Origin of the sequence: Nitrosospira sp. NpAV (assembly GCF_000832065.1) — a bacterium.
GTDB lineage: Bacteria > Pseudomonadota > Gammaproteobacteria > Burkholderiales > Nitrosomonadaceae > Nitrosospira.
The window spans coordinates 232538-251556 of the sequence record NZ_JXQM01000003.1 but is presented as its reverse complement, the minus strand read 5'-3'; the positions used below and the strand labels follow the sequence as shown (position 1 = coordinate 251556).

At 52.3% G+C, this 19019-nt stretch carries 23 protein-coding genes and 1 pseudogene; 17 read left to right on the top strand and 7 right to left on the bottom strand.

Annotated features, from left to right (window positions below):
* Nucleotides 1-45 precede the first annotated feature (45 nt).
* Together egtB and SQ11_RS03560 are read right to left on the bottom strand one after the other, a co-directional pair.
* Entirely contained in the window at nucleotides 46-1365 is a 1320-nt protein-coding gene (egtB, locus tag SQ11_RS03565) for an ergothioneine biosynthesis protein EgtB (protein ID WP_041512745.1), read from the bottom strand.
* The gene (locus SQ11_RS03560) at nucleotides 1365-2903 is read right to left on the bottom strand and encodes an FAD-dependent oxidoreductase (RefSeq protein WP_041512744.1); all 1539 of its coding nucleotides are present in this window, start codon (nucleotides 2901-2903) and stop codon (nucleotides 1365-1367) included. The genes egtB and SQ11_RS03560 overlap by 1 nt, the downstream gene beginning before the upstream one ends.
* Nucleotides 2904-3545: 642 nt before the next feature.
* Here SQ11_RS03560 and SQ11_RS03550 point away from each other — a divergent pair.
* From SQ11_RS03550 to SQ11_RS03540, 3 genes are all read left to right on the top strand, one after another.
* Nucleotides 3546-4127 (top strand): cysteine hydrolase family protein, encoded by a 582-nt coding sequence (locus tag SQ11_RS03550; RefSeq protein WP_041512742.1) that lies wholly within the window; start codon nucleotides 3546-3548, stop codon nucleotides 4125-4127.
* Between the two features lie 64 nt (nucleotides 4128-4191).
* Nucleotides 4192-4485: a hypothetical protein gene (locus tag SQ11_RS03545; protein ID WP_041512741.1), complete on the top strand. Its 294-nt coding sequence runs from the start codon at nucleotides 4192-4194 to the stop codon at nucleotides 4483-4485.
* Nucleotides 4486-4694: 209 nt separating this feature from the next.
* Entirely contained in the window at nucleotides 4695-5861 is a 1167-nt protein-coding gene (locus SQ11_RS03540) for a fatty acid desaturase (protein ID WP_041512740.1), read from the top strand.
* A gap of 126 nt (nucleotides 5862-5987) precedes the next feature.
* On the opposite strand, the gene rpmG is transcribed toward SQ11_RS03540, so the two are convergent.
* From rpmG to radC, 3 genes are all read right to left on the bottom strand, one after another.
* Nucleotides 5988-6143 (bottom strand): 50S ribosomal protein L33, encoded by a 156-nt coding sequence (rpmG, locus tag SQ11_RS03535; RefSeq protein WP_004176237.1) that lies wholly within the window; start codon nucleotides 6141-6143, stop codon nucleotides 5988-5990.
* Between the two features lie 47 nt (nucleotides 6144-6190).
* On the bottom strand, nucleotides 6191-6427 hold the full coding sequence (rpmB, locus tag SQ11_RS03530; RefSeq protein ID WP_041512739.1) for a 50S ribosomal protein L28: 237 nt from the start codon (nucleotides 6425-6427) through the stop codon (nucleotides 6191-6193).
* Between the two features lie 62 nt (nucleotides 6428-6489).
* Entirely contained in the window at nucleotides 6490-7164 is a 675-nt protein-coding gene (gene radC / locus SQ11_RS03525; protein ID WP_041512738.1) for a DNA repair protein RadC, read from the bottom strand.
* 141 nt (nucleotides 7165-7305) lie between these two features.
* On the opposite strand from radC, the gene coaBC reads away from it, so the two are divergent.
* The 3 genes from coaBC (at nucleotide 7306) to SQ11_RS03510 (ending at nucleotide 9505) form a co-directional block, all read left to right on the top strand.
* Nucleotides 7306-8535, top strand: a complete 1230-nt coding sequence (gene coaBC, locus SQ11_RS03520; protein WP_041512737.1) for a bifunctional phosphopantothenoylcysteine decarboxylase/phosphopantothenate--cysteine ligase CoaBC — start codon at nucleotides 7306-7308, stop codon at nucleotides 8533-8535.
* Nucleotides 8532-8981, top strand: coding sequence for a dUTP diphosphatase (dut, locus tag SQ11_RS03515; RefSeq protein WP_041512736.1), 450 nt, complete (start codon nucleotides 8532-8534; stop codon nucleotides 8979-8981). Before coaBC ends, dut begins: the two co-directional genes overlap by 4 nt.
* Before the next feature lie 98 nt (nucleotides 8982-9079).
* Nucleotides 9080-9505: a DUF192 domain-containing protein gene (locus SQ11_RS03510; protein WP_041512735.1), complete on the top strand. Its 426-nt coding sequence runs from the start codon at nucleotides 9080-9082 to the stop codon at nucleotides 9503-9505.
* A 12-nt stretch (nucleotides 9506-9517) separates the two neighbouring features.
* On the opposite strand, the gene ffh is transcribed toward SQ11_RS03510, so the two are convergent.
* The gene (ffh, locus tag SQ11_RS03505) at nucleotides 9518-10867 is read right to left on the bottom strand and encodes a signal recognition particle protein (RefSeq protein WP_041512734.1); all 1350 of its coding nucleotides are present in this window, start codon (nucleotides 10865-10867) and stop codon (nucleotides 9518-9520) included.
* 65 nt (nucleotides 10868-10932) lie between these two features.
* Between ffh and SQ11_RS03500 the strand changes: the two genes are divergently transcribed.
* The 10 genes and pseudogenes from SQ11_RS03500 to thpR all read left to right on the top strand — a co-directional run bounded on the left by SQ11_RS03500 (nucleotide 10933) and on the right by thpR (nucleotide 17649).
* Complete coding sequence (locus SQ11_RS03500; protein ID WP_041512733.1) at nucleotides 10933-11760, top strand: inner membrane protein YpjD; 828 nt, start codon at nucleotides 10933-10935, stop codon at nucleotides 11758-11760.
* Nucleotides 11761-12056: 296 nt separating this feature from the next.
* Nucleotides 12057-13352, top strand: coding sequence for an HlyC/CorC family transporter (locus SQ11_RS03495; protein WP_198140782.1), 1296 nt, complete (start codon nucleotides 12057-12059; stop codon nucleotides 13350-13352).
* A gap of 22 nt (nucleotides 13353-13374) precedes the next feature.
* Nucleotides 13375-13737 (top strand): annotated as a pseudogene (locus tag SQ11_RS18195) (A24 family peptidase); the annotation flags it as partial.
* Nucleotides 13736-13798, top strand: coding sequence for a hypothetical protein (locus SQ11_RS18190; protein ID WP_368730362.1), 63 nt, complete (start codon nucleotides 13736-13738; stop codon nucleotides 13796-13798). The pseudogene SQ11_RS18195 and the gene SQ11_RS18190, both read left to right, overlap by 2 nt.
* On the top strand, nucleotides 13777-14235 hold the full coding sequence (locus SQ11_RS18185) for an A24 family peptidase (RefSeq protein ID WP_368730361.1): 459 nt from the start codon (nucleotides 13777-13779) through the stop codon (nucleotides 14233-14235). Before SQ11_RS18190 ends, SQ11_RS18185 begins: the two co-directional genes overlap by 22 nt.
* A gap of 3 nt (nucleotides 14236-14238) precedes the next feature.
* A complete protein-coding gene (gene coaE / locus SQ11_RS03485) occupies nucleotides 14239-14844 on the top strand; it encodes a dephospho-CoA kinase (protein WP_041512730.1) in 606 nt (201 codons plus the stop codon).
* Between the two features lie 126 nt (nucleotides 14845-14970).
* Nucleotides 14971-15726, top strand: coding sequence for a cell division protein ZapD (gene zapD / locus SQ11_RS03480; protein WP_041512729.1), 756 nt, complete (start codon nucleotides 14971-14973; stop codon nucleotides 15724-15726).
* Between the two features lie 92 nt (nucleotides 15727-15818).
* Nucleotides 15819-16514: a 2-C-methyl-D-erythritol 4-phosphate cytidylyltransferase gene (gene ispD / locus SQ11_RS03475; protein ID WP_041512728.1), complete on the top strand. Its 696-nt coding sequence runs from the start codon at nucleotides 15819-15821 to the stop codon at nucleotides 16512-16514.
* A gap of 84 nt (nucleotides 16515-16598) precedes the next feature.
* A complete protein-coding gene (gene ispF, locus SQ11_RS03470; protein ID WP_041512727.1) occupies nucleotides 16599-17090 on the top strand; it encodes a 2-C-methyl-D-erythritol 2,4-cyclodiphosphate synthase in 492 nt (163 codons plus the stop codon).
* The gene (gene thpR / locus SQ11_RS03465; protein WP_306463961.1) at nucleotides 17074-17649 is read left to right on the top strand and encodes an RNA 2',3'-cyclic phosphodiesterase; all 576 of its coding nucleotides are present in this window, start codon (nucleotides 17074-17076) and stop codon (nucleotides 17647-17649) included. Before ispF ends, thpR begins: the two co-directional genes overlap by 17 nt.
* 114 nt (nucleotides 17650-17763) lie before the next feature.
* On the opposite strand, the gene SQ11_RS03460 is transcribed toward thpR, so the two are convergent.
* Nucleotides 17764-18204 (bottom strand): host attachment protein, encoded by a 441-nt coding sequence (locus SQ11_RS03460; protein WP_041512726.1) that lies wholly within the window; start codon nucleotides 18202-18204, stop codon nucleotides 17764-17766.
* 133 nt (nucleotides 18205-18337) lie between these two features.
* Here SQ11_RS03460 and tsaB point away from each other — a divergent pair, with 133 nt between their 5' ends.
* Nucleotides 18338-19009 carry a tRNA (adenosine(37)-N6)-threonylcarbamoyltransferase complex dimerization subunit type 1 TsaB gene (tsaB, locus tag SQ11_RS03455; RefSeq protein ID WP_041512887.1) on the top strand — a complete coding sequence of 224 codons (672 nt, stop codon included), beginning with the start codon at nucleotides 18338-18340 and terminating at the stop codon, nucleotides 19007-19009.
* Nucleotides 19010-19019 lie beyond the last annotated feature (10 nt).

The window sequence follows — 19019 nt, the reverse complement described above, 5'->3', positions numbered from 1 at the left end:
ACACATTGCGTATGGCCGGGCACGCGGCTCTCGCTTCCAGGTGCCTCAATCCGAGCTGACATGATCCCTGGCCAAGCGAATGCCGGAGAATTGCCATCGGGTTCCGGCGGGGAAAAAATTGCGAAAACTGGAACGGATGCGCTCCCGCGGGGTGACGCATGAACCGCCACGCAACACGTACTGGTTCACCATGGATCTGCTGTTGTATTCCCCCACGGCCTTGTCCCAGACGGCCGATATCGGCCCCTCGGTATTTGCCTTTGCCGGACTGTAACCCGGATATGCGGAATAACTCGACTGCGTCCACTCCCATGCGTCCCCGTAAAACTGAACCCATTCCGCGATCTCAGGCATGGCTGGATGGAAGTTTCCTTTTTCGGCGAAATTTCCGTCAATTCGCTGCCGGGAAGCTGCACCTTCCCACTCGGCTTCCGTGGGTAACCGCGCGCCTGCCCATCGCGCGTAGGCATCGGCTTCATAATAGGAAACATGAATGACGGGTTGGCCGGGATGCAGCGGCAATACGCCGTTCAGGGTAAATTCTTGCCACTCGGCACCTTCGCGCAGCCAATAGAGGGGATGGCTGTATTGATTCGCCTGAAGCCAATCCCATCCTTCCGATAGCCATAACGTCGGGTCTTCATAGCCCCCCGCTTCTATAAAGCAGAGGTAATCACCGTTGGTGACAAGCCGCGAGGCCAATTGATAGGGCTGAAGATATTCCTTATGCCGAGGGGATTCGTTGTCGTAACAGAATCCTTCGCCAGCGTGACCTATCTCCCGTATTCCTTCCTCGAAGTCGTGCCATTTCAGCGTAGTGGCTGGGCTGGTGGATTGCATTCCCGACATTTGATAGCATGGTTTTAGAGGATTCTGTGAAAGCAGATGCTTGATATCGGTGAGAATGAGCTCCTGATGCTGCTGTTCGTGATTAAGACCCAAAACCGCCAGCATGGGAAGCATTTCATCTTTCTTGGGAGGTAAATTCAAAAGCCTATGCATGCGTTGATCCACGTTACGGCGGTAATCCAGAATCATGGAAAGAGGAGGCCGCGTAAATAGCCCCCGCTTGGGATCAGGATGCGTTACTCCATGGCCATTGTAAGAACTGAACATCGCGCGAAACGCCTCGTGAAACGGCTTGAATGGCACTTCATAAGGCTCAAGAACAAAAGTCTCAAAGAACCAGGTGGTGTGACCCAGATGCCATTTGACAGGGCTGGCATCCGGCATCGATTGGACGCAGCAGTCTTCCATGGACAGAGGCGCAATCAATGCCATGGTCCGCTCACGGATGCCCGCATACTTCAGCGCGCTTGGAGCGGGCATCACCTGGGGATTCCGGCGAACTGGAGCGAGTGTCATTACGTTACCCGGTCCAATTGCACCGCTTTTAGCGGCTGTGTCGCCGGTCCATGGAGAACCTGGCCACTCACGCTAAATCTCGATCCATGGCAGGGACAGTCCCAAGACTTCTCCGCGGCGTTCCACGAAACAACACATCCCAGGTGTGTACAGGCGGCCGACAGGGGATAAAGTTTGCCGTTGTCATCACGGTAGATCGCTATCTTCTTTTCCCCTTCACGCAGTATCGCGCCTTCCCCGGGGGGAATTTGCCGAGGGGAGTCAATATCTCCACTTTTCACCCAATCCCCATATTGGGCCAACGTGTTACCCAATTCTTTGAGAAATTCAGGCATGCCGTGGGTGGCTTTTCGCGCCGGGTCATAGATATCCAGCCAGGAATTGGTCCTCCCCATGATTAAATCAGTGATGAGTATTGCACCTATGGTGCAGTGGGTCATGCCATTGCCGGAATCTCCCGTGATGATGTAAACATTCTTGTCATCCATTGGATTGCGGCCCATATACCCGACGCCATCCGCCGGTTCCATGACTTGTCCCGACCATTTGAAAACGACTGGTCCCGCCATTGGGTAATGCTGGCGTACCCATTTTTCGATTTCATCATAACGATGCTGGGGGTGCTCATCCTGTCCTACCTTGTGGTCGGCTCCGCCGACGACCAGAATTTCATATTCGGCTTTTTCATCGGGTGTGGTCAACCGGATGTAGTAATAGGGATCCCCGTTGTCCCACAGCAAAATACGCGGCACCGACCCTTTGGGTACGCGGATTCCCAAAACGTAGGTGCGATAGCTGGCTTGTTTGGTATGCATGACCACACGGTCGTTAAACGGCGTATGCGTTGCCACTACAACCGCGTGGGCTGAAATTGCTCCATGTTCGGTCGTAACTGTCAAGATATCGTCATGACTACCGATATCCAGCGCGCGTGTCCGGGCATAAATAACTCCTCTGTTGCGCCGGAAGGCTTCGGCAAGCCCATAGAGATATTTGAGTGGATGAAATTGTGCTTGATTCGGGAATTCCAGACACGTGCCGGTATTAAAGCTCAAATCCGGCACACGTTCTTTCTTGTGGACTTCTATGCCGATCCGGCGCGCCGCATCGAATTCCTTATCCAGATCGGCGTAGCCCTCAAGGGTCAAGGAAAATAGATAGCCGTTCACCCGCTCGAATCCGCAATCTATCTTTTCGTTCTCGACAATTGATTCGACCAGCGCTATGCACCGCTGGAAACTTTCCCCCACCAGCCGCGCTTTGTTTACCCCAAAGGCATCTTCAATAACAAAATACCGGTTATCCGGAGGAAAAAAATGAGCGGTGGTTCGTCCCGTTTCTCCGCCGCCTATTTGCCCGGCGTCTAGGAGAACCACGTTCTTGCCTTCACGGGATAACAAGTAAGCCGTCGTGAGTCCGGCGATACCTCCCCCGATCACACAAACGTGGGTTTTGAGTTTTTCTCGCAAGACGGGAAATTGCGGTGGCAAAGCCGTGGTCATCCAGACCGATTCTGACCCATTGGAAAGATTATCCATTTTGAGATCCTCTTATGACAAATAATGGGCAGTGAAAAATGATTCTCTGGCACAAACGGAAATAAAGCGATGGGTAGCGGCGCGTGCATACCCCTATGCCACGTAGTTAACCCAAATGCGGTAGTTGAGTGCCCATTTAATAAACCAGTGTCATGATAAATAACATGTTTCGCGTTATTTGACCCCTGCCTTCCAGCGTAGGGCCGCCACCGGAATTAATTTAAAGAATAAAGGGCGGGATAAACAAATTCCGTGCGATAACGCACATTCAGCATCTTCCAGTTTCTATGAGGGTAGGCACTTTATGAGCGGGGTAGAGTGAGTCGATCAGCACCCGTATTTCGACTTTTGCGCCGCTTATGGGATGCGCGGAATAACGATCCACCCAAACCACTGCAGCCAATCCAAGTGCGAAAGTTCCATAAACCATAAGCAAGGAACGTTTCGACAGACGATGCTCGAAGCTGGGCGTCAACCGTTTTTGAAATAACATGAAAATCGACCACATAAGCAGTGGCGGTAGTCACGAAAGAATCCTTGTTTCCAGTCGCATGCTCCCGGGCAAATCCCGCAATTCACTGGAAATTCTTTTCTGTGCGCTGTCGCACAGCCTGGAAAGCAGAGACAGGATATCTTTATCGGATGAATCATCAATGCGTACTTCACGATTCTTGCGTCGCGCTTCTTCTGATCGACGTAATTAATGATCTGGAATTTGAGAAGGGAGAAAGACTCGTTGAATACGCTTTGCCCATGGCCCGGAATATCGCGCACCTTAAAGTCGAGGCAAAAACGCGTGGGATTCCGTGCTTGTACGTGAATGATAATTTTGGCCAATGGCAGTCGGATTTCAAACACTTGGTAAAGCGTTGCACAAAGCGCGGCGGGCGCGGAGCACTCATCGTCCGAGAGCTCTTACCTCAACGTGACGATTATTTTGTACTCAAACCCAGACATTCCGGTTTTTTCCAGACGCCGCTGGGTCTCCTGCTCCAGAATTTGCACGCCAAGAAATTGATTCTGTGCGGCCTTACCACTGATTCCTGCGTTTTATTTACCGCCAACGACGGATACTTGCGGGGTCTGGAAATTATTGTTCCATCGGATTGCTGTGCCGCCTTGGGCAAAGGCAGGCATATGGATGCGCTCGGACAAATGCGAAGGACATTAAAGGCAAATACAGCGGCATCGATTCAGATTGATCTTGCGCAGCTGCTGAAATAGTAAGCCCGGGAATCAAGAAGCGCGACCTGAACTATCCAACATTCCAGCGATCTGAGATAAAGACATGGCTATTCAGCAAAGTAAAAATCCACCCCGGCCCCAAACCAAGGGTGGCGTGAAGAAGAAAGAAAAGGTAATGCGTCAAAAGCCGCTCTCTCCAATACAGGAGAAGGAGGAATTATTGCTGCCGCACGACCGGGACGAGACGACCGGTTCGTCAAGTACCGCTTCAGCCACAATGCATCAGGAATCGCGGGACACGGTAAAGCAAGCTGTGGCAGACATTGAGCGTGGAGTGAGGGATACCGAGCGTCGCGGCATACCGTCGGATGTACCTCCCGGAACCAGCAAGAAGTAGGAATAAGCCGCAATTACGCCGGGATCTTTGGCGACTACGGCTGTGCTTGCGGAGGCTGGACAAGCGCTGCCTGGTTCACCGTTTTTTTTGCAACAAACGCGGATGTGCGGGCTTATTTATTTCATACATAATTTCTTGACTAAACGTTAGTTTCCCTTTAAATTGCCGTATCCCTTCTCTCCGGAAATTTTCTAAAAGGATTTTCAACTGTGACTGGTCTTATTGACTTACCGTGGTGGGGTTATATCGTAGTTATTCTGGCTCTCACTCATATCACTATTGCCAGCATCACAATATATCTTCATCGTCATCAGGCTCACCGTTCTCTAGAGTTGCATCCGCTGCCCAGCCATTTTTTCCGTTTCTGGCTATGGCTCACCACCGGCATGGTCACCAAGGAATGGACAGCAATACACCGTAAGCATCACGCCAAGTGCGAAACCGCTGACGATCCTCATAGTCCGCAAGTCCTTGGCATCAATAAAGTGCTGAGAGAAGGATCTGAGCTCTACCGGAAAGAAGCGAAGAATCTGGAAACTCTGGAAAGATACGGTCACGGTACGCCGGATGACTGGCTGGAGCACAATGTCTACTCTGGTCAAAGCCGCAAGGGTGTCGCGCTGATGCTGATCATCAACCTCATTCTGTTCGGAACCATGGGGCTTACGATCTGGGCGATACAGATGGCCTGGGCGCCGATCATGGCTGCCGGTATCATCAACGGAATTGGCCACTTCTGGGGGTATCGCACTTTCCAGGCAGAGGATGCCAGCCGCAATATTGTTCCCTGGGGTATCCTCATCGGCGGGGAGGAATTGCATAATAATCATCACGCTTATGCGACTTCCGCACGCCTCTCCAATAAATGGTACGAGTTTGACATCGGCTGGATGTACATATGTATCCTGGAATCGATGGGATTGGCTCAGGTGAAGAAAGTTGCTCCCAAACTGCGCCTTGATGCGGCCAAGACACAATGCGATCTCGATACACTGCAAGCGGTCATTTCTCATCGTTATGAAGTTCTCGCAAAGTATGCCCAATCGCTCAAGCACACGCTGGCCAAGGAAGTTGACCACCTGAAGGAAGCGGCTACGCATCTTGGCGTAGATCGGCCCACGCTTAAACGCTGGATACTTGCCGACTCCAAAACGCTGCATGAAGATGAGCGCGCCAAGCTGAGTCTGGTGCTGAGCAAAACCACGACGCTTGACAAGGTCTATACAATGCGTGAAGAGCTGATGGCGGTATGGCAACGCTCAACGACATCCAAGGATGAGCTGGTCAAGCAATTGGAGGACTGGTGTCACCGCGCCGAGGAAAGCGGCATCGAGGTGCTGCAAAACTTCTCCCGCAGGTTACGTTGCTACGCTTGAGAAACCAAGCAAGCAGGTGTTGATCCAATAAAAAACCCGCCACTGGCGGGTTTTTTATTGGAACTCAGAGCTTTTTACTGTAGGCATTATTAGCACGACCGCCAAGTCCCGCTGGTCATGAACACCCTACTTGAGTTTGATTTCCTTGTATTTGACGTGCTTGCGCGCTACCGGATCAAATTTAAGAATTTCCAGCTTCTCCGGCGTGGTGCGCTTATTCTTGGTGGTGGTGTAGAAATGGCCGGTACCAGCCGAAGATTCGAGTTTTATTTTTTCCCGCATGATGATGTCCTTAGATGCCGAAGCCTGAGCAGCGCTTCATGATGTTTTTAGATGCTGTCACCGCGTGCGCGCATATCGGCCAGCACCGTGTCAATACCGTTCTTGTCTATCGTCCGCAGTGCTACGGTAGACAAGCGTAGGCTGATCCAGCGATTCTCACTTTCCACCCAGAACCGGCGGCGCTGCAAGTTGGGTAGAAAGCGCCGCTTAGTCTTGTTGTTAGCATGGGAAACATGGTGGCCGGTCATCGGTTTCTTGCCGGTTACTTCACATACTCGTGCCATGATGAGCCACTCCAGAATTCGAGAAACGCCTATTATATCCCGATTTTTAGGATTTTCTCAAATCAAATCAATCCCCGCTCCGCGAATGACATGGCTGTTCCGCCACCAATGATAAAATGATCCAGGACTTTTACGTCCACCAGCGCAAGCGCTTGCTTGAGCGATTGGGTCAGTATCTCATCGGCCTGACTTGGTTCCGCTACGCCGGAAGGATGGTTGTGAGCAAAGATAATAGCGGCAGCATTATGGTGTAATGCCCGCTTCACCACCTCTCGCGGGTATACGCTGGTCTGGGTGAGCGTGCCATTGAACAGCTCCTCGGTTGCGACAGTGCGGTTCTGTGAGTCGAGAAAAATACCAATGAAGATTTCGTGTTTTCTGCCCTCGAGGCGGAGACGCAAATAGTCGCGCACCGCTGCTGGCGAGCTCATGGTATCGCCAGCTTTCAGTTTTTCTTCCAGAGCGCGCCGCGCCATTTCCAGCACCGCCTGTAGCTGGGCATATTTGGCTGGCCCCATTCCATGCACCTGACAAAAAATGCCTTGATTCGCGGCGAACAAACCTGTCAAACCACCAAAGTGCTTGAGTAGTTCACGCGCCAGATCCACCGCGCTTTTTCCCCTAATACCGGTTCGCAGGAATATCGCCAGAAGTTCGGCATCGGAAAGATTCGCTGCTCCGCTCTTCAGGAGCTTCTCGCGTGGGCGTTCCGATTCGGGCCAGTCTGGAATTGCCATGATGTCTCGATAACGACAGAAATAAGGCGAAGTTGAGGGGGAAAACGATCTTCTTGAAGAGGACGCCATTCCCTTTAATGAAGCGTCCCTTTTAGGTTAAACTTCTTTTTCTCCATCGAAACAGGCTCCATCCCCGCAATTATGACCGATGCTTCCTTATTCAATACCAGGCGCCTGCTGCTGGGGCTGACCGGCGGAGTGGCCGCATATAAAGCAGCTGAGCTCGCACGCTTTTTGATACAGGATGGCGTGGATGTGCAAACGGTAATGACCGAGTCAGCCTGTCATTTCGTGGGCACCGCCACGCTACAGGCGTTAACCGGTAAACCGGTATTCACGGATCTCTGGGACACCGGCATTGCCAGCAGCATGGCTCATATCGATCTTTCGCGCAACGTTGATGCCATTCTCGTCGCTCCCGCCAGTGCAGATTTTATCGCCAAGCTTGCCCATGGATCTGCCGATGATCTACTCTCGACATTATGCCTCGCGCGCGATTGCCCGTTGCTGATTGCCCCCGCCATGAATCGGCAAATGTGGGAAAATCCCGCGACTCAGCGTAATATCGTAGCGCTAGAGCGCGACGGGGTAACGATACTCGGTCCCGCCAGTGGCGTCCAGGCTTGTGGCGAGACCGGCATGGGCCGCATGCTGGAGGCATTTGAGCTTGCTGAAACGATATGTGCTTTTTTTCAGCCGAAACTGCTGCAAGGCAAGCGCGTGCTCGTTACCGCGGGACCCACCTATGAAGCCATTGACGCGGTAAGAGGCATTACCAATTTAAGCTCGGGAAAAATGGGTTACGCGGTAGCCCGCGCGGCACTCGAGGCGGGAGCGGAAGTCACGCTCATCTCCGGTCCCGTTTGCCTGGACGCTCCCATGACGGCCAGGCTCGTCAATGTGGTGAGCGCACGGGATATGCTGGCGGCGGTAAAAAAAGAGATCTCCCGTATCGATATCTTTGTCAGTGTCGCGGCGGTGGCGGATTACCGTGCCATCAGTACGAATAAACAGAAAACAAAAAAAACGGAGCACAGCATCACGCTGGAATTCATATCTAACCCTGATATCCTGGAGTATGTCGCAACCCTGTCCCGACCTCCTTTTTGCGTGGGCTTTGCGGCAGAGACTGAAAATCTCGAAAGAAATGCCGAAGCCAAGCGGCGCAAGAAGAAACTGCCGCTACTCGCCGCCAATCTGGCTCAGGATACCATCGGTTCGGATGAAAGTACGTTGACTCTGTTCGATAACGAGGGCAAGAATGATCTGCCGAAAGCACCGAAAATTGAGCAAGCGCGACGGTTGATTAAACATATTGCATCGTTATACGAGAAACAAACCAAAAAAATAAATCCGGACACGCTGACATGACAAAAATTGACATCAAAATTCTCGATCCACGTTTGAAAAATCAATTGCCGGCTTATGCGACCTCCGGCTCCGCAGGCCTGGACTTGCGGGCATGCATTGATCATGTAATGACCATTGTACCCGGGGAGGCCAATCTTATCCCTACCGGCATCGCCGTCCATCTCTCCGATCCTGGGCTTGCCGCGATGGTGCTTCCGCGTTCCGGGCTGGGTCACAAGCATGGTATTGTCCTGGGAAATCTGGTTGGTCTGATCGATTCGGATTACCAAGGGCAAATATTCGTATCCTGCTGGAATCGCGGACATAGCCCTTTTCCGCTGAACCCGCTGGAGCGGATCGCGCAACTCGTAGTAGTGCCAGTGGTGCAGGTGGACTTTAATGTGGTCGATGACTTTGAGCAGAGTCACCGGGGCGAGAATGGTTTTGGCAGTACCGGCAAACATTGAACCAACTTCGGTTGCAAGCCATGGCCCATCCACACTTCTTGTGCTACTTGACCTCTAATTTCCCGGAGAAACTTTCTACCGCCGCTCGATTAAGGTTCATGCGCATTCTTGCAATTTTCTTCCTTTTGCCGGCGCCGCTTCGGGCCGAGATGCCGGTAAGCCAGCTCAGGATTTCAGGTCATGCTATTTCCGCGGAGGTTGCGCACACGAACGATACTCGTTCACGGGGGCTGATGTTTCGACGATCAATGGGTGAAAATAACGGGATGTTGTTTGTGTTTTCCTATACCGGCCGGCAGAGTATGTGGATGATGAATACGGATATTCCGTTGAGCGTCGCTTTTCTCGACGAAGACGGGGTGATTCTTAACCTTGCAGATATGGTACCCAACACTAAAACACCCCATAGTTCCGCTGGTGCGGCAAAATATGCATTGGAAATGAATCGTGGCTGGTTCAAGACAAGAAATATCACAGCCGGCGTACGAGTTACGGGGCTCGAAAAGGTGCCGGCGGCGGAGTGACGAGACTCGTCCTTATCGCATTCCCGGTAGCATTCCCTTCATCCCTCGCAGCATTTTCGCCATACCGCCTTTATTCATCATTTTCATCATTTTCTGCGTTTGTTCGAATTGCGCCAGCAGACGGTTTACTTCCTGGACCGTGACGCCCGCACCCGTGGCGATGCGCCGCTTGCGCGAGGCCTTCAGAATTTCCGGTTTGAGGCGTTCTTGGGGCGTCATGGCATCAATGATGCCCTCGGTCCGCCCCATGACCTTGTCGTCCATCTTTACCTTCTGAGCGGCCTGGGTCAATTGTGCAGGCAGTTTATCCATCATGGCGCTCATGCCGCCCATATTTCTCATTTGTTGAAACTGCATTTTAAAATCGTTCAAATCGAAGCCTTTACCCGATTTTATCTTTTTGGCCAGTTTCTCAGCCTCTTGTTGATCCACGCCCCGCTGGGCTTCCTCAATCAACCCCAGCACGTCTCCCATCCCAAGGATGCGTGAAGCCATGCGATCTGGATGAAATGCCTCCAACCCGGTCATTTTTTCCGCTACGCCGGCAAATTTAATCGGCTTGCCGGTGACCTGAAGCACGGACAACGCGGCTCCGCCCCGGGAATCGCCATCAAGCTTGGTGAGGATGACGCCCGTCAAAGGCAGCGCCTCGGCAAATGCCTTTGCCGTATTGACCGCGTCCTGTCCTTGCATTGCATCCACCACGAAGAGGGTTTCGATAGGTTTCAGCAGCGCTTCCAGCTTTCTGATTTCCTCCATCATTGCCTCGTCGATAGCCAATCGCCCGGCGGTGTCCACAATCATCACATCATGGAAGTGTCTGCGGGCGAAATCCAGGGCGGCGGAGGCAATTTCTTTGGGTTGCTGCCCGGTTTGAACCGGAAAGAAGTCCGCGCCGGTTTGCTTTGCCAGCAGTTCCAGTTGCTGAATGGCGGCGGGACGATACGTATCGCAGGAAACCAGCAGTACTTTTTTCCTTTTCTGCTCCATCAGCCATTTCGCGAGTTTGCCGCTGCTGGTCGTCTTGCCGGCACCTTGCAGTCCCGCCATGAGGATAACCGCGGGCGGTACGGCCGCCAGGTTGATATCGGTTTTCTCCCCCCCCATGATGGCGATCAATTCCTGATGCACCACACCCACCAGCGCCTGGCCCGGTGAAAGGCTGCTCATCACTTCCTTGCCAACCGCTTTTTCCTTGACGCGTGCGATAAATTCCTTGACCACCGGTAAAGCCACGTCGGCTTCCAGTAGCGCCATGCGTACCTCACGCAAAGCGTCCTGAATATTGGCCTCAGTCAGCCGCGCTTCGCCCCGCAGGGTTTTGATAACAACGGAAAGCCGATTGGTGAGATTGTCAAACATGCTAAATGCCCCTCAAGAAAAATTGGTGTAGACTAGCCAGAATTCCGCTTTAGTCCGCAATATCAATGTCCGTTATTCTAGCCTATCTTGTTGCTTGTCTGCTTTATGGTCTGATTGGTTGGCATTTCTGGCGCACCCGATGGAATGCCCCCGCACGATTGCCCGGCGACGTTGTTGTGGGGGCGGGATGGGAACGTTATGCCATTCTCGCGCCCTTGCTGCTGCATGGCTATACGCTTTATCAGTCTGTATTCTCGGGCGCCGGATTGAATTTTGGCGTGGGTAGCGCGGTTTCATCCATCGTGTGGCTTACCGCCACGATTTATTGGTTGTCCGGTTTCTTCTACCGTCTGGAAGGATTGCAAACCCTGGTGGCGCCTGTCGCGGCGGTGGCGGTACTGCTACCCCTGGCGTTTCCTTCGTTGCGACCCCTGGCCAATACTGAATTACCCGCTTTCAAGGCGCATATTTCCATCGCCATGCTCGCTTACAGCCTGCTTACCATCGCCGCGCTCCACGCATTGCTGATGGCGGTGGTGGAACGCCGGCTGCATCATCCTTCCATGCCATCGGTGCTGACCAATTTGCCCCCGCTTCTTACGATGGAGAAATTGTTGTTCCGCGTTATCTGGGTGGGGTTCATACTGCTCACGCTGACGCTCCTCAGTGGCATCGTTTTCTCGGAGGAAGTGTTTGGTCAACCGCTCAAATTCACTCACAAGACCCTGTTCGGCATCATTTCCTGGGGTGTTTTCGCCGCACTGCTAACGGGCAGGCAGCTCTATGGCTGGCGCGGACGCATCGCAATCCGCTGGACACTGACTGGATTTGTTATTCTATTGCTGGCCTATCTCGGTAGTAAATTTGTACTGGAAGTAATACTTCAGCGCTAGCAGCCTGCCAGACTTGAACAATCGAAGCGAGAAAGTGATGGAATGAGGGCAGATTTTGACGATTTTAAGCGCCAATAAGTTATTTTATTGACTGAAAAAGCGACGAACTATGGACCGGCCAGATGCTTTAGGATCGGCTTTTGCAACCGGCTTTCTTTAAGTCCCGCAGGTTGCTAGGCACGCCGTGCGCCGGAAAACGGGTTCAAATGGATCCCACGATCGTCAGAAATTTCCGGCAGTCAGTGCTTTCCAATTCTGAATTTTTTCTACTTGCATAGAGGCGTTCTTTGGAAGACATGCCGTTGTATGTGCTACTGGTTGCACTGGTTGTTTTATTGGTCCTATCCGCATTTTTTTCACTTTCTGAAACCAGCATGATGGCTATCAACCGTTATCGGTTGAAGCATCTCGCCAAAGAGGGACATCACGGCGCCCGCCTCACCTCCCAACTATTGCTGAATACCGATAGGCTCCTGGGCGTGATTCTGCTTGGCAATAATTTGTTGAATGCCGCCGCTGCGACCCTGGTGGCGGTGATTATTTCGAATTTCTTCGGGCATAACGATCTGGCCCTGTTTATCGGAACGATATGTGTGACCTTCGCTATTCTGGTGTTCAGCGAAATTACCCCTAAGGTGATCGCCGCTGCCTATCCGGAGCGCATCGCGCTGGCTTCGAGTTATGTGCTGACACCGCTGCTGAAAGTTTTCTATCCCGTGGTATGGTTCGTCAACTTGTTCGTGCAGGCGCTGCTCACCCTTTTGCGCCTGAAACCCCGGGAGGATAGCGCCACACAGAAAATCAACCTGGAAGAGCTCAAAACTCTGGTATTGGAAGCGGGACACTTCATCCGTAAAAAACATCAAAGCATGCTGCTCAATCTGTTCGACCTTGAAACCGTCACTGTCGACGACGTCATGGTGCCGCGTGGCCAGATCGAAGCGATAGATCTGGATGCCGACGATGAAACCATTCATAATCAGTTATTAACCTGCCATCACACTCGTCTGCCGGTCTACCGGGGAACCCTGGACAACGTGACCGGCATCATTCATGTGCGCAAGGTGCTGAATCATATGAGAAGCGGCGAGGTCACTGCCGCGATACTGCAGAAAATCATGCGTGAGCCTTATTTTATTCCATCCGGCACGCCCCTGTTTTCGCAACTGCAATTATTCCAGGAGAATCGCGAACGGGTTGGCCTCATCGTGGACGAATACGGCGAATGGATGGGACTGGTGGCACTAGAGGATATCGTCGAAGAAATCATCGGCGAATTTACCACACACGCCCCAACGCAAGCGGGCATATTGGTGAAGCAGGAGGAGGATGGTAGCGTAATCGTGGAAGGCAGCAGTCTTCTGCGGGATCTTAATCGCAAACTTGGGCTGAGATTGCCGCTCGGTGGCCCCAAAACCCTTAATGGCCTCATTCTCGAGTATTTTCAGGATATTCCCGAAGCCGGCACGAGCCTGAAAATTGCGGGTTATCCGATGGAAATCGTCCAGACTCAGGATCGGGTGGTCAAGGTGGTTCGAATCTTTCCCAGTTTGGCGTCAACCGTAGGCTCTGCAGAGCCGGTCACGGATTAGCAACCCTGTATGCCGCATCTTGATGTCATTTAATTACCTATTGCAGCATTCCCCGGTTTTTTTCATTTCTCTTTGCTCCATCGCCGGTTTGTTGGCGGGCAGTTTCTTGAATGTCGTCATTTACCGGCTGCCAAAAATGATGGAGCGGGAATGGCGGCGCCAGTGTGCCGACTTGCGCGGGGAACCGGTCGAGAGGCAGCCGCCCTTCAATATTGTGATACCGCGTTCCGCCTGTCCTCATTGTGGACATAAAATAACCGCCCTGGAGAATATCCCGGTGGTGAGTTATGTGTTTTTAAGAGGACGCTGTTCTCAATGCCACGCACCCATTGCAACGCGTTATCCAGTTGTTGAAGTTCTGACCGGCCTGATCAGCGGCTTTATTGCCTGGTATTTCGGGTATGGCTTTGCTGCTTTCGCGGCGCTGGTCTTTGTCTGGACAATGATAGCACTGGCATTTATCGACATGGATACGCAGTTGCTGCCGGATGATATTACACTACCCCTGCTGTGGGGGGGGTTGCTGATCAATCTGGGCGATGGTTTCACCGATATTCGTTCCGCGATTATCGGTGCCGTTGCCGGTTACCTCGCACTGTGGTTGGTATACTGGTGCTACAGACTCCTTACCGGCAGGGAAGGCATGGGGTACGGTGATTTCAAATTACTTGCTGCGATCGGCGCATGGCTTGGGTGGCAAATGCTGCCGCTGGTGATCCTGTTTTCCTCTTTGACGGGAGCCGTAGCCGGTGTCGGACTGATGGTGATCGCAAAGCACGAGCGCCACGTTCCAATCCCATTCGGGCCGTATCTGGTCGGCGGCAGCTTTGTTGCCTTGTTCTGGGGAAATCAGATTAATCGTGCCTACCTTGATTTATTTTAAGCTATGTCCTTGAAAATCGGATTAACCGGCGGAATCGGAAGTGGCAAAACTACCGTGGCGAAATTTTTTGCCGCGCTGGGCGCCGATGTGGTTGATACCGATGTGATCGCGCATGAACTCACCCAGCCACAGGGTGCCGCTATTTCGACTATCCGAGAAATTTTTACGGAGAAGTTTATTACGGCGGAGGGTGCACTAAATCGAAAAGAAATGCGGGCACTGGTATTCTCCGACGAAAGCTCGCGGCGAAAGCTTGAGGCGATCCTTCATCCCCTTATCCGTATTGAAGTCGCTCGCCGTGCCGCATTCTTCACCGCTCCCTACGGAATAATCGTTGTGCCGCTTTTGCTTGAAACAGGCGGCTACCGTGGAATGATCGAGCGTATCCTAGTCGTGGATTGCAACGAACAAGACCAGATCACCCGTGCAATGGCCCGCACGGGCCTGGATGAACAGACTGCGCGGGCCATTGCAGCCACCCAGCTCCCACGTCAGGAACGGTTGCGGCGAGCGGATGATGTGATTGCCAATGATGTGGACATGTCGCATCTGCGGCAACAGGTGGATGCGTTGCACAAAAAGTATCTGGCTTTGACGAACAAAGACTGATTTTCCCGGGATTATTTCCTTTCATCGCGAAGCCATTTTAATGCCAAATTTTATTGTAAAATTCTGTTTTATAGGGCAATATTACATATCCCGTCTCGCACCAGTCCCGTCTTCCGGCTCACTATCGTGATTTGCTACGAACATCCGCTTAATGAACGCATTCGCACCTTGCTGCGGCTTGAGGACTTGTTTGACAAGGTGGCGTTCTTTTCCGCCAGGGACGAAGCCATTGAACACCACTCCGCACTTGTTACCCTATTTGAAATACTCGACGTAACGAGCCGCGCCGATATGAAATCGGAATTATTGCAAGAACTTGAGCGGCAAAAACAGGCATTGGAAACCCTGCGCAAAAGCCCGGATATTTCAGAGGGCGCGTTGAATGAGGTGTTGAGTAATATCCAGGCAGCATCTCAGAGCATGCTCAATATGGCAGGCAAAATCGGGGAACACATGCGCGAGGATGAATGGCTGATGAGTATCAAGCAGCGGATGGGAATACCCGGCGGGGCATGTGAATTCGATCTTCCATCTTATCACTATTGGTTGCATCTGGACCCGCTCCTGCGTCGCAACGATCTCAAGGAGTGGCTTGAGCCGCTGCTGCCGCTGGAGGAGGGCATCAACATTGTTTTGAACCTGCTCAGGCGCAGCGGCAAAACTTTCCCGCATACCGCCCGCCGTGGCGTATTCCAGCAAATGGGATCCGGACGGGTAGCGCATATGCTCTGCCTGAAGGTAGATGAGAGTCTGCCTTGCGTTCCTGAAATCAGCGCCAACAAGTATGCGCTTAATATTCGTTTTGTCATTTCCGGTTCGAGGCAAAAAACCAAAATATACGAAGATGATGTAGCGTTTGAGCTGACCTTTTGTAATTTATAAGATCTGCCGGGGTAGTCATCAACAATGCCGCCAGATGCGGAGGGTGATGCCTATTTCTATGATAAGTTGATTCCGCACTATTTTCTGATGCAATGCCAAATTTCTTTGCACTAATTCCGGCAGCGGGCTCCGGCTCCCGGATGGGAGACAAGCTTCCCAAACAGTATCTGTCATTGGCTGGCAAGCCGATGATTTATCATGCTTTAAGAAGGTTGTGTCATTCGCCGAGGATCAGTTGCGTATTTGTAGTCATTGCCTCAGGGGATGGGGAGTGGCTGCGGTATGACTGGTCTGAATTCTCAGGCAAGCTGGTTGTGCTCGAATGCGGAGGCGAAACTCGTGCCGAAAGTGTGCTTAATGGTCTGAAAGCGTCACAGGGCATTTCGTCCATTGGTGATGATGACTGGGTATTGGTACACGATGCGGCGCGGCCCTGCTTGAGCGAAAAGCAGCTCGACAAATTGATGGATGAGCTGGCTGAAGATGGGGTAGGCGGTTTACTCGCGGTGCCAGTTGCGGATACATTGAAGCGCAGTGATACCCATGGCCGGGTTGAGCACACAGAATCCCGGGAGAATCTATGGCAGGCGCAAACACCACAGATGTTTCGTTATAAATTGCTCAGGGAGGCCTTGAGCGGGGTGGGTGGCGTGACCATGACCGACGATGCCGGGGCGATCGAGGCGCTGGGTTTGCGCCCCAAGCTGGTCCTGAGCGATGCACGCAATCTGAAAGTTACTTATCCTCAGGATCTTGCCTTGGCGGAGCTGATCCTCGGAAATCCCTGAATGGCCATGCCACCGGCATGACTGATGCGGGACTACTTGCCCACTGGGCCAATAAGAGATGAAAAGAGAGAGAAAAGAGTAAGTATGGTTAGAATTGGACAGGGTTTTGATGTGCACCAGCTGGTCGAAGGCCGTAAACTTATCATCGGCGGCGTGACCATTCCCTACGAAAAAGGTCTGTTTGGGCATTCCGATGCCGACGTGTTACTGCATGCGATCTGCGACGCGTTGCTGGGGGCAGCGGCGTTGGGCGATATCGGCCGGCACTTTTCGGATACCGATCCACGTTATAAGAACATCGATAGCCGCGTGCTATTGCAAAATGTTTCCCGCTTGCTGGCGGAGCATCATTACAGGGTAATGAATATAGATGCCACAATCATAGCGCAGGCACCAAAAATGGCGCCGCATATTCCCGCTATGGTGACCCACATCGCACAGGATCTTCGCATGCGGACCGGCGATGTCAACGTCAAGGCCAAAACCGCTGAGCATCTGGGTCCTATTGGCAGAGGCGAGGGAATAGAGGCGGAGGTGGTATGCCTCATCACCCGCATGGATGATGCGGACCACTGAGGGGAATCCGGGTATCAAAACAGAAACACTCCGAGTTTTCTTTGCAATATGGCCGGATGATGGGGTGCGGAAGCAACTGGCAGGTTTGGCGGAGCAACTGCGAGAGGCGGCACTCTGTAGCGGGCGGGAAACCAAAGCAGAGAATATTCATCTTACACTGGTGTTTGTGGGGGAAGTGGATGCCAGCAAGCTGGGTGCGCTGTGCCGGGTGGCCGACGAAATTAAGGATTCCAGTGCGTGCGCATTTGATTTTGCCTTGGAAAAAATTCGCCACTGGAAACGCAACCGCATCGTTTATGCGTCAACAGTCGAGATTCCCCAGGGACTTATAAATCTGGTGAGCACTTTAACGGATGCGCTGTCCGCTGCTGGATTTTCGTTGGAGCAGCGCGCTTATAAACCCCATGTGACGTTAATGAGGGATGCTTTGTGCCAATCGTTACCCGAATTGGCGGAGCCCATAACCTGGCGGGTACGTGAGTGGATGCTGGTTAAATCGGAACAGACCGGCGACGGACCGGTTTATACACCGATGGGCCGCTGGCCGTTGAAAAGCTAGGAAACCTTGGAATAAGTCCTCTCTTGGTATGCTCTGTTAATCCATTTATTCTTTGTACGCGCATTGCCGGCAATCCGAGGACTTATTCAGCGGTTCTTTAGAATGGTGGCGGTATCAGAGATAAATACAGCTTTCCAGATGCCTGGTCAGGTTCTTTTCGCTGGCTCTGGTGTAATCCTTTTCGAAAGTGTCGCTTACCAGGGTACGCACATGGCTTCCCAGGCTCCCGTTGACGAGTCCAATAAATGGGGCTGATACCACTAGAATCAGACGCTGATAACTGTTGGTTGTACGCCCTTGCTCCAGTTCCCGCGCTAACTGAAGGGCAAAGTTCTGGGCCTGATTTTGTTTTGGATCCGTGGCGGGGATGTAGGCGCCCCGGCCATTGCCGTGACTTTTGTTGTGTCCGGGGCGGTCGGAAACCAGATCTTGTCCTTTTTCCCTGCTGGCATCATGCTTGAATTCTTTGAGCTTTTGCAGCCCTTTATTGGGTCCGTAATTTGCATAGAGATAGGCTGCGCTTGCGTTTGCAACGAGTATCCACGTGATGCTCATGACTCCTCCCTGAGATGATGTTAAAGTAACATTGCCGTAATAATGGACAATGTATTCTCGACATAAGTTTCTGCCGGAAAGGGTGTTGTTTCGGCCCTATTATAATCCTTCCTACTCATTCGATTCAGCTCCTTTGAAAATTCTCGCTCTTGATACTTCTACCGAGTACTGTTCGATTGCAGTCTTGCTGGATGGCGAAATACTCAGCCGGGAGGTTCTCGCGAAACAGCGGCATTCGGAACTGATTTTGCCGATGCTGAGGCAGATGCTGGGCGAAGCCGGGCTGACGCTGGCTCAATTGGATGGTATTGCCTTTGGTGCTGGACCAGGCTCTTTCACAGGTTTGCGCATTGCTTGCGGAGTGGCGCAAGGGTTGGCTTTTGGCGCGGATCTGCCGGTAATGGGTATATGCACATTGGAAGCAATGGCGGCGGCGGCGGGAGGAGATAATGTAATTGCGGCGCTCGATGCGCGCATGAGTGAGATTTATCATGCCGCCTATACAAAAATGGCCGATGAGTGGCAACCGGTTAGGGAGCCAACGCTATGTTCGCCACAGCAGGCGCCATTAGTGCGCGGAAGCGGCTGGATTGGTTGCGGCAGCGGTTTTTCCATATATGGCGAGGCGTTACGCAGCCGCTATGACGATTGTATCCATCGCATCATTGGCGATCTCCGGCCTCATGCGAGCTACATGATTCAACTGGCTGTGCCGAGATTTGCGAAGGGACTGGGTATTGATCCCGCTGATGCCGCGCCACTTTATGTGCGTAATAAAGTGGCTTTGAAGGAAAAGGAACGATGAGCGCTCAATT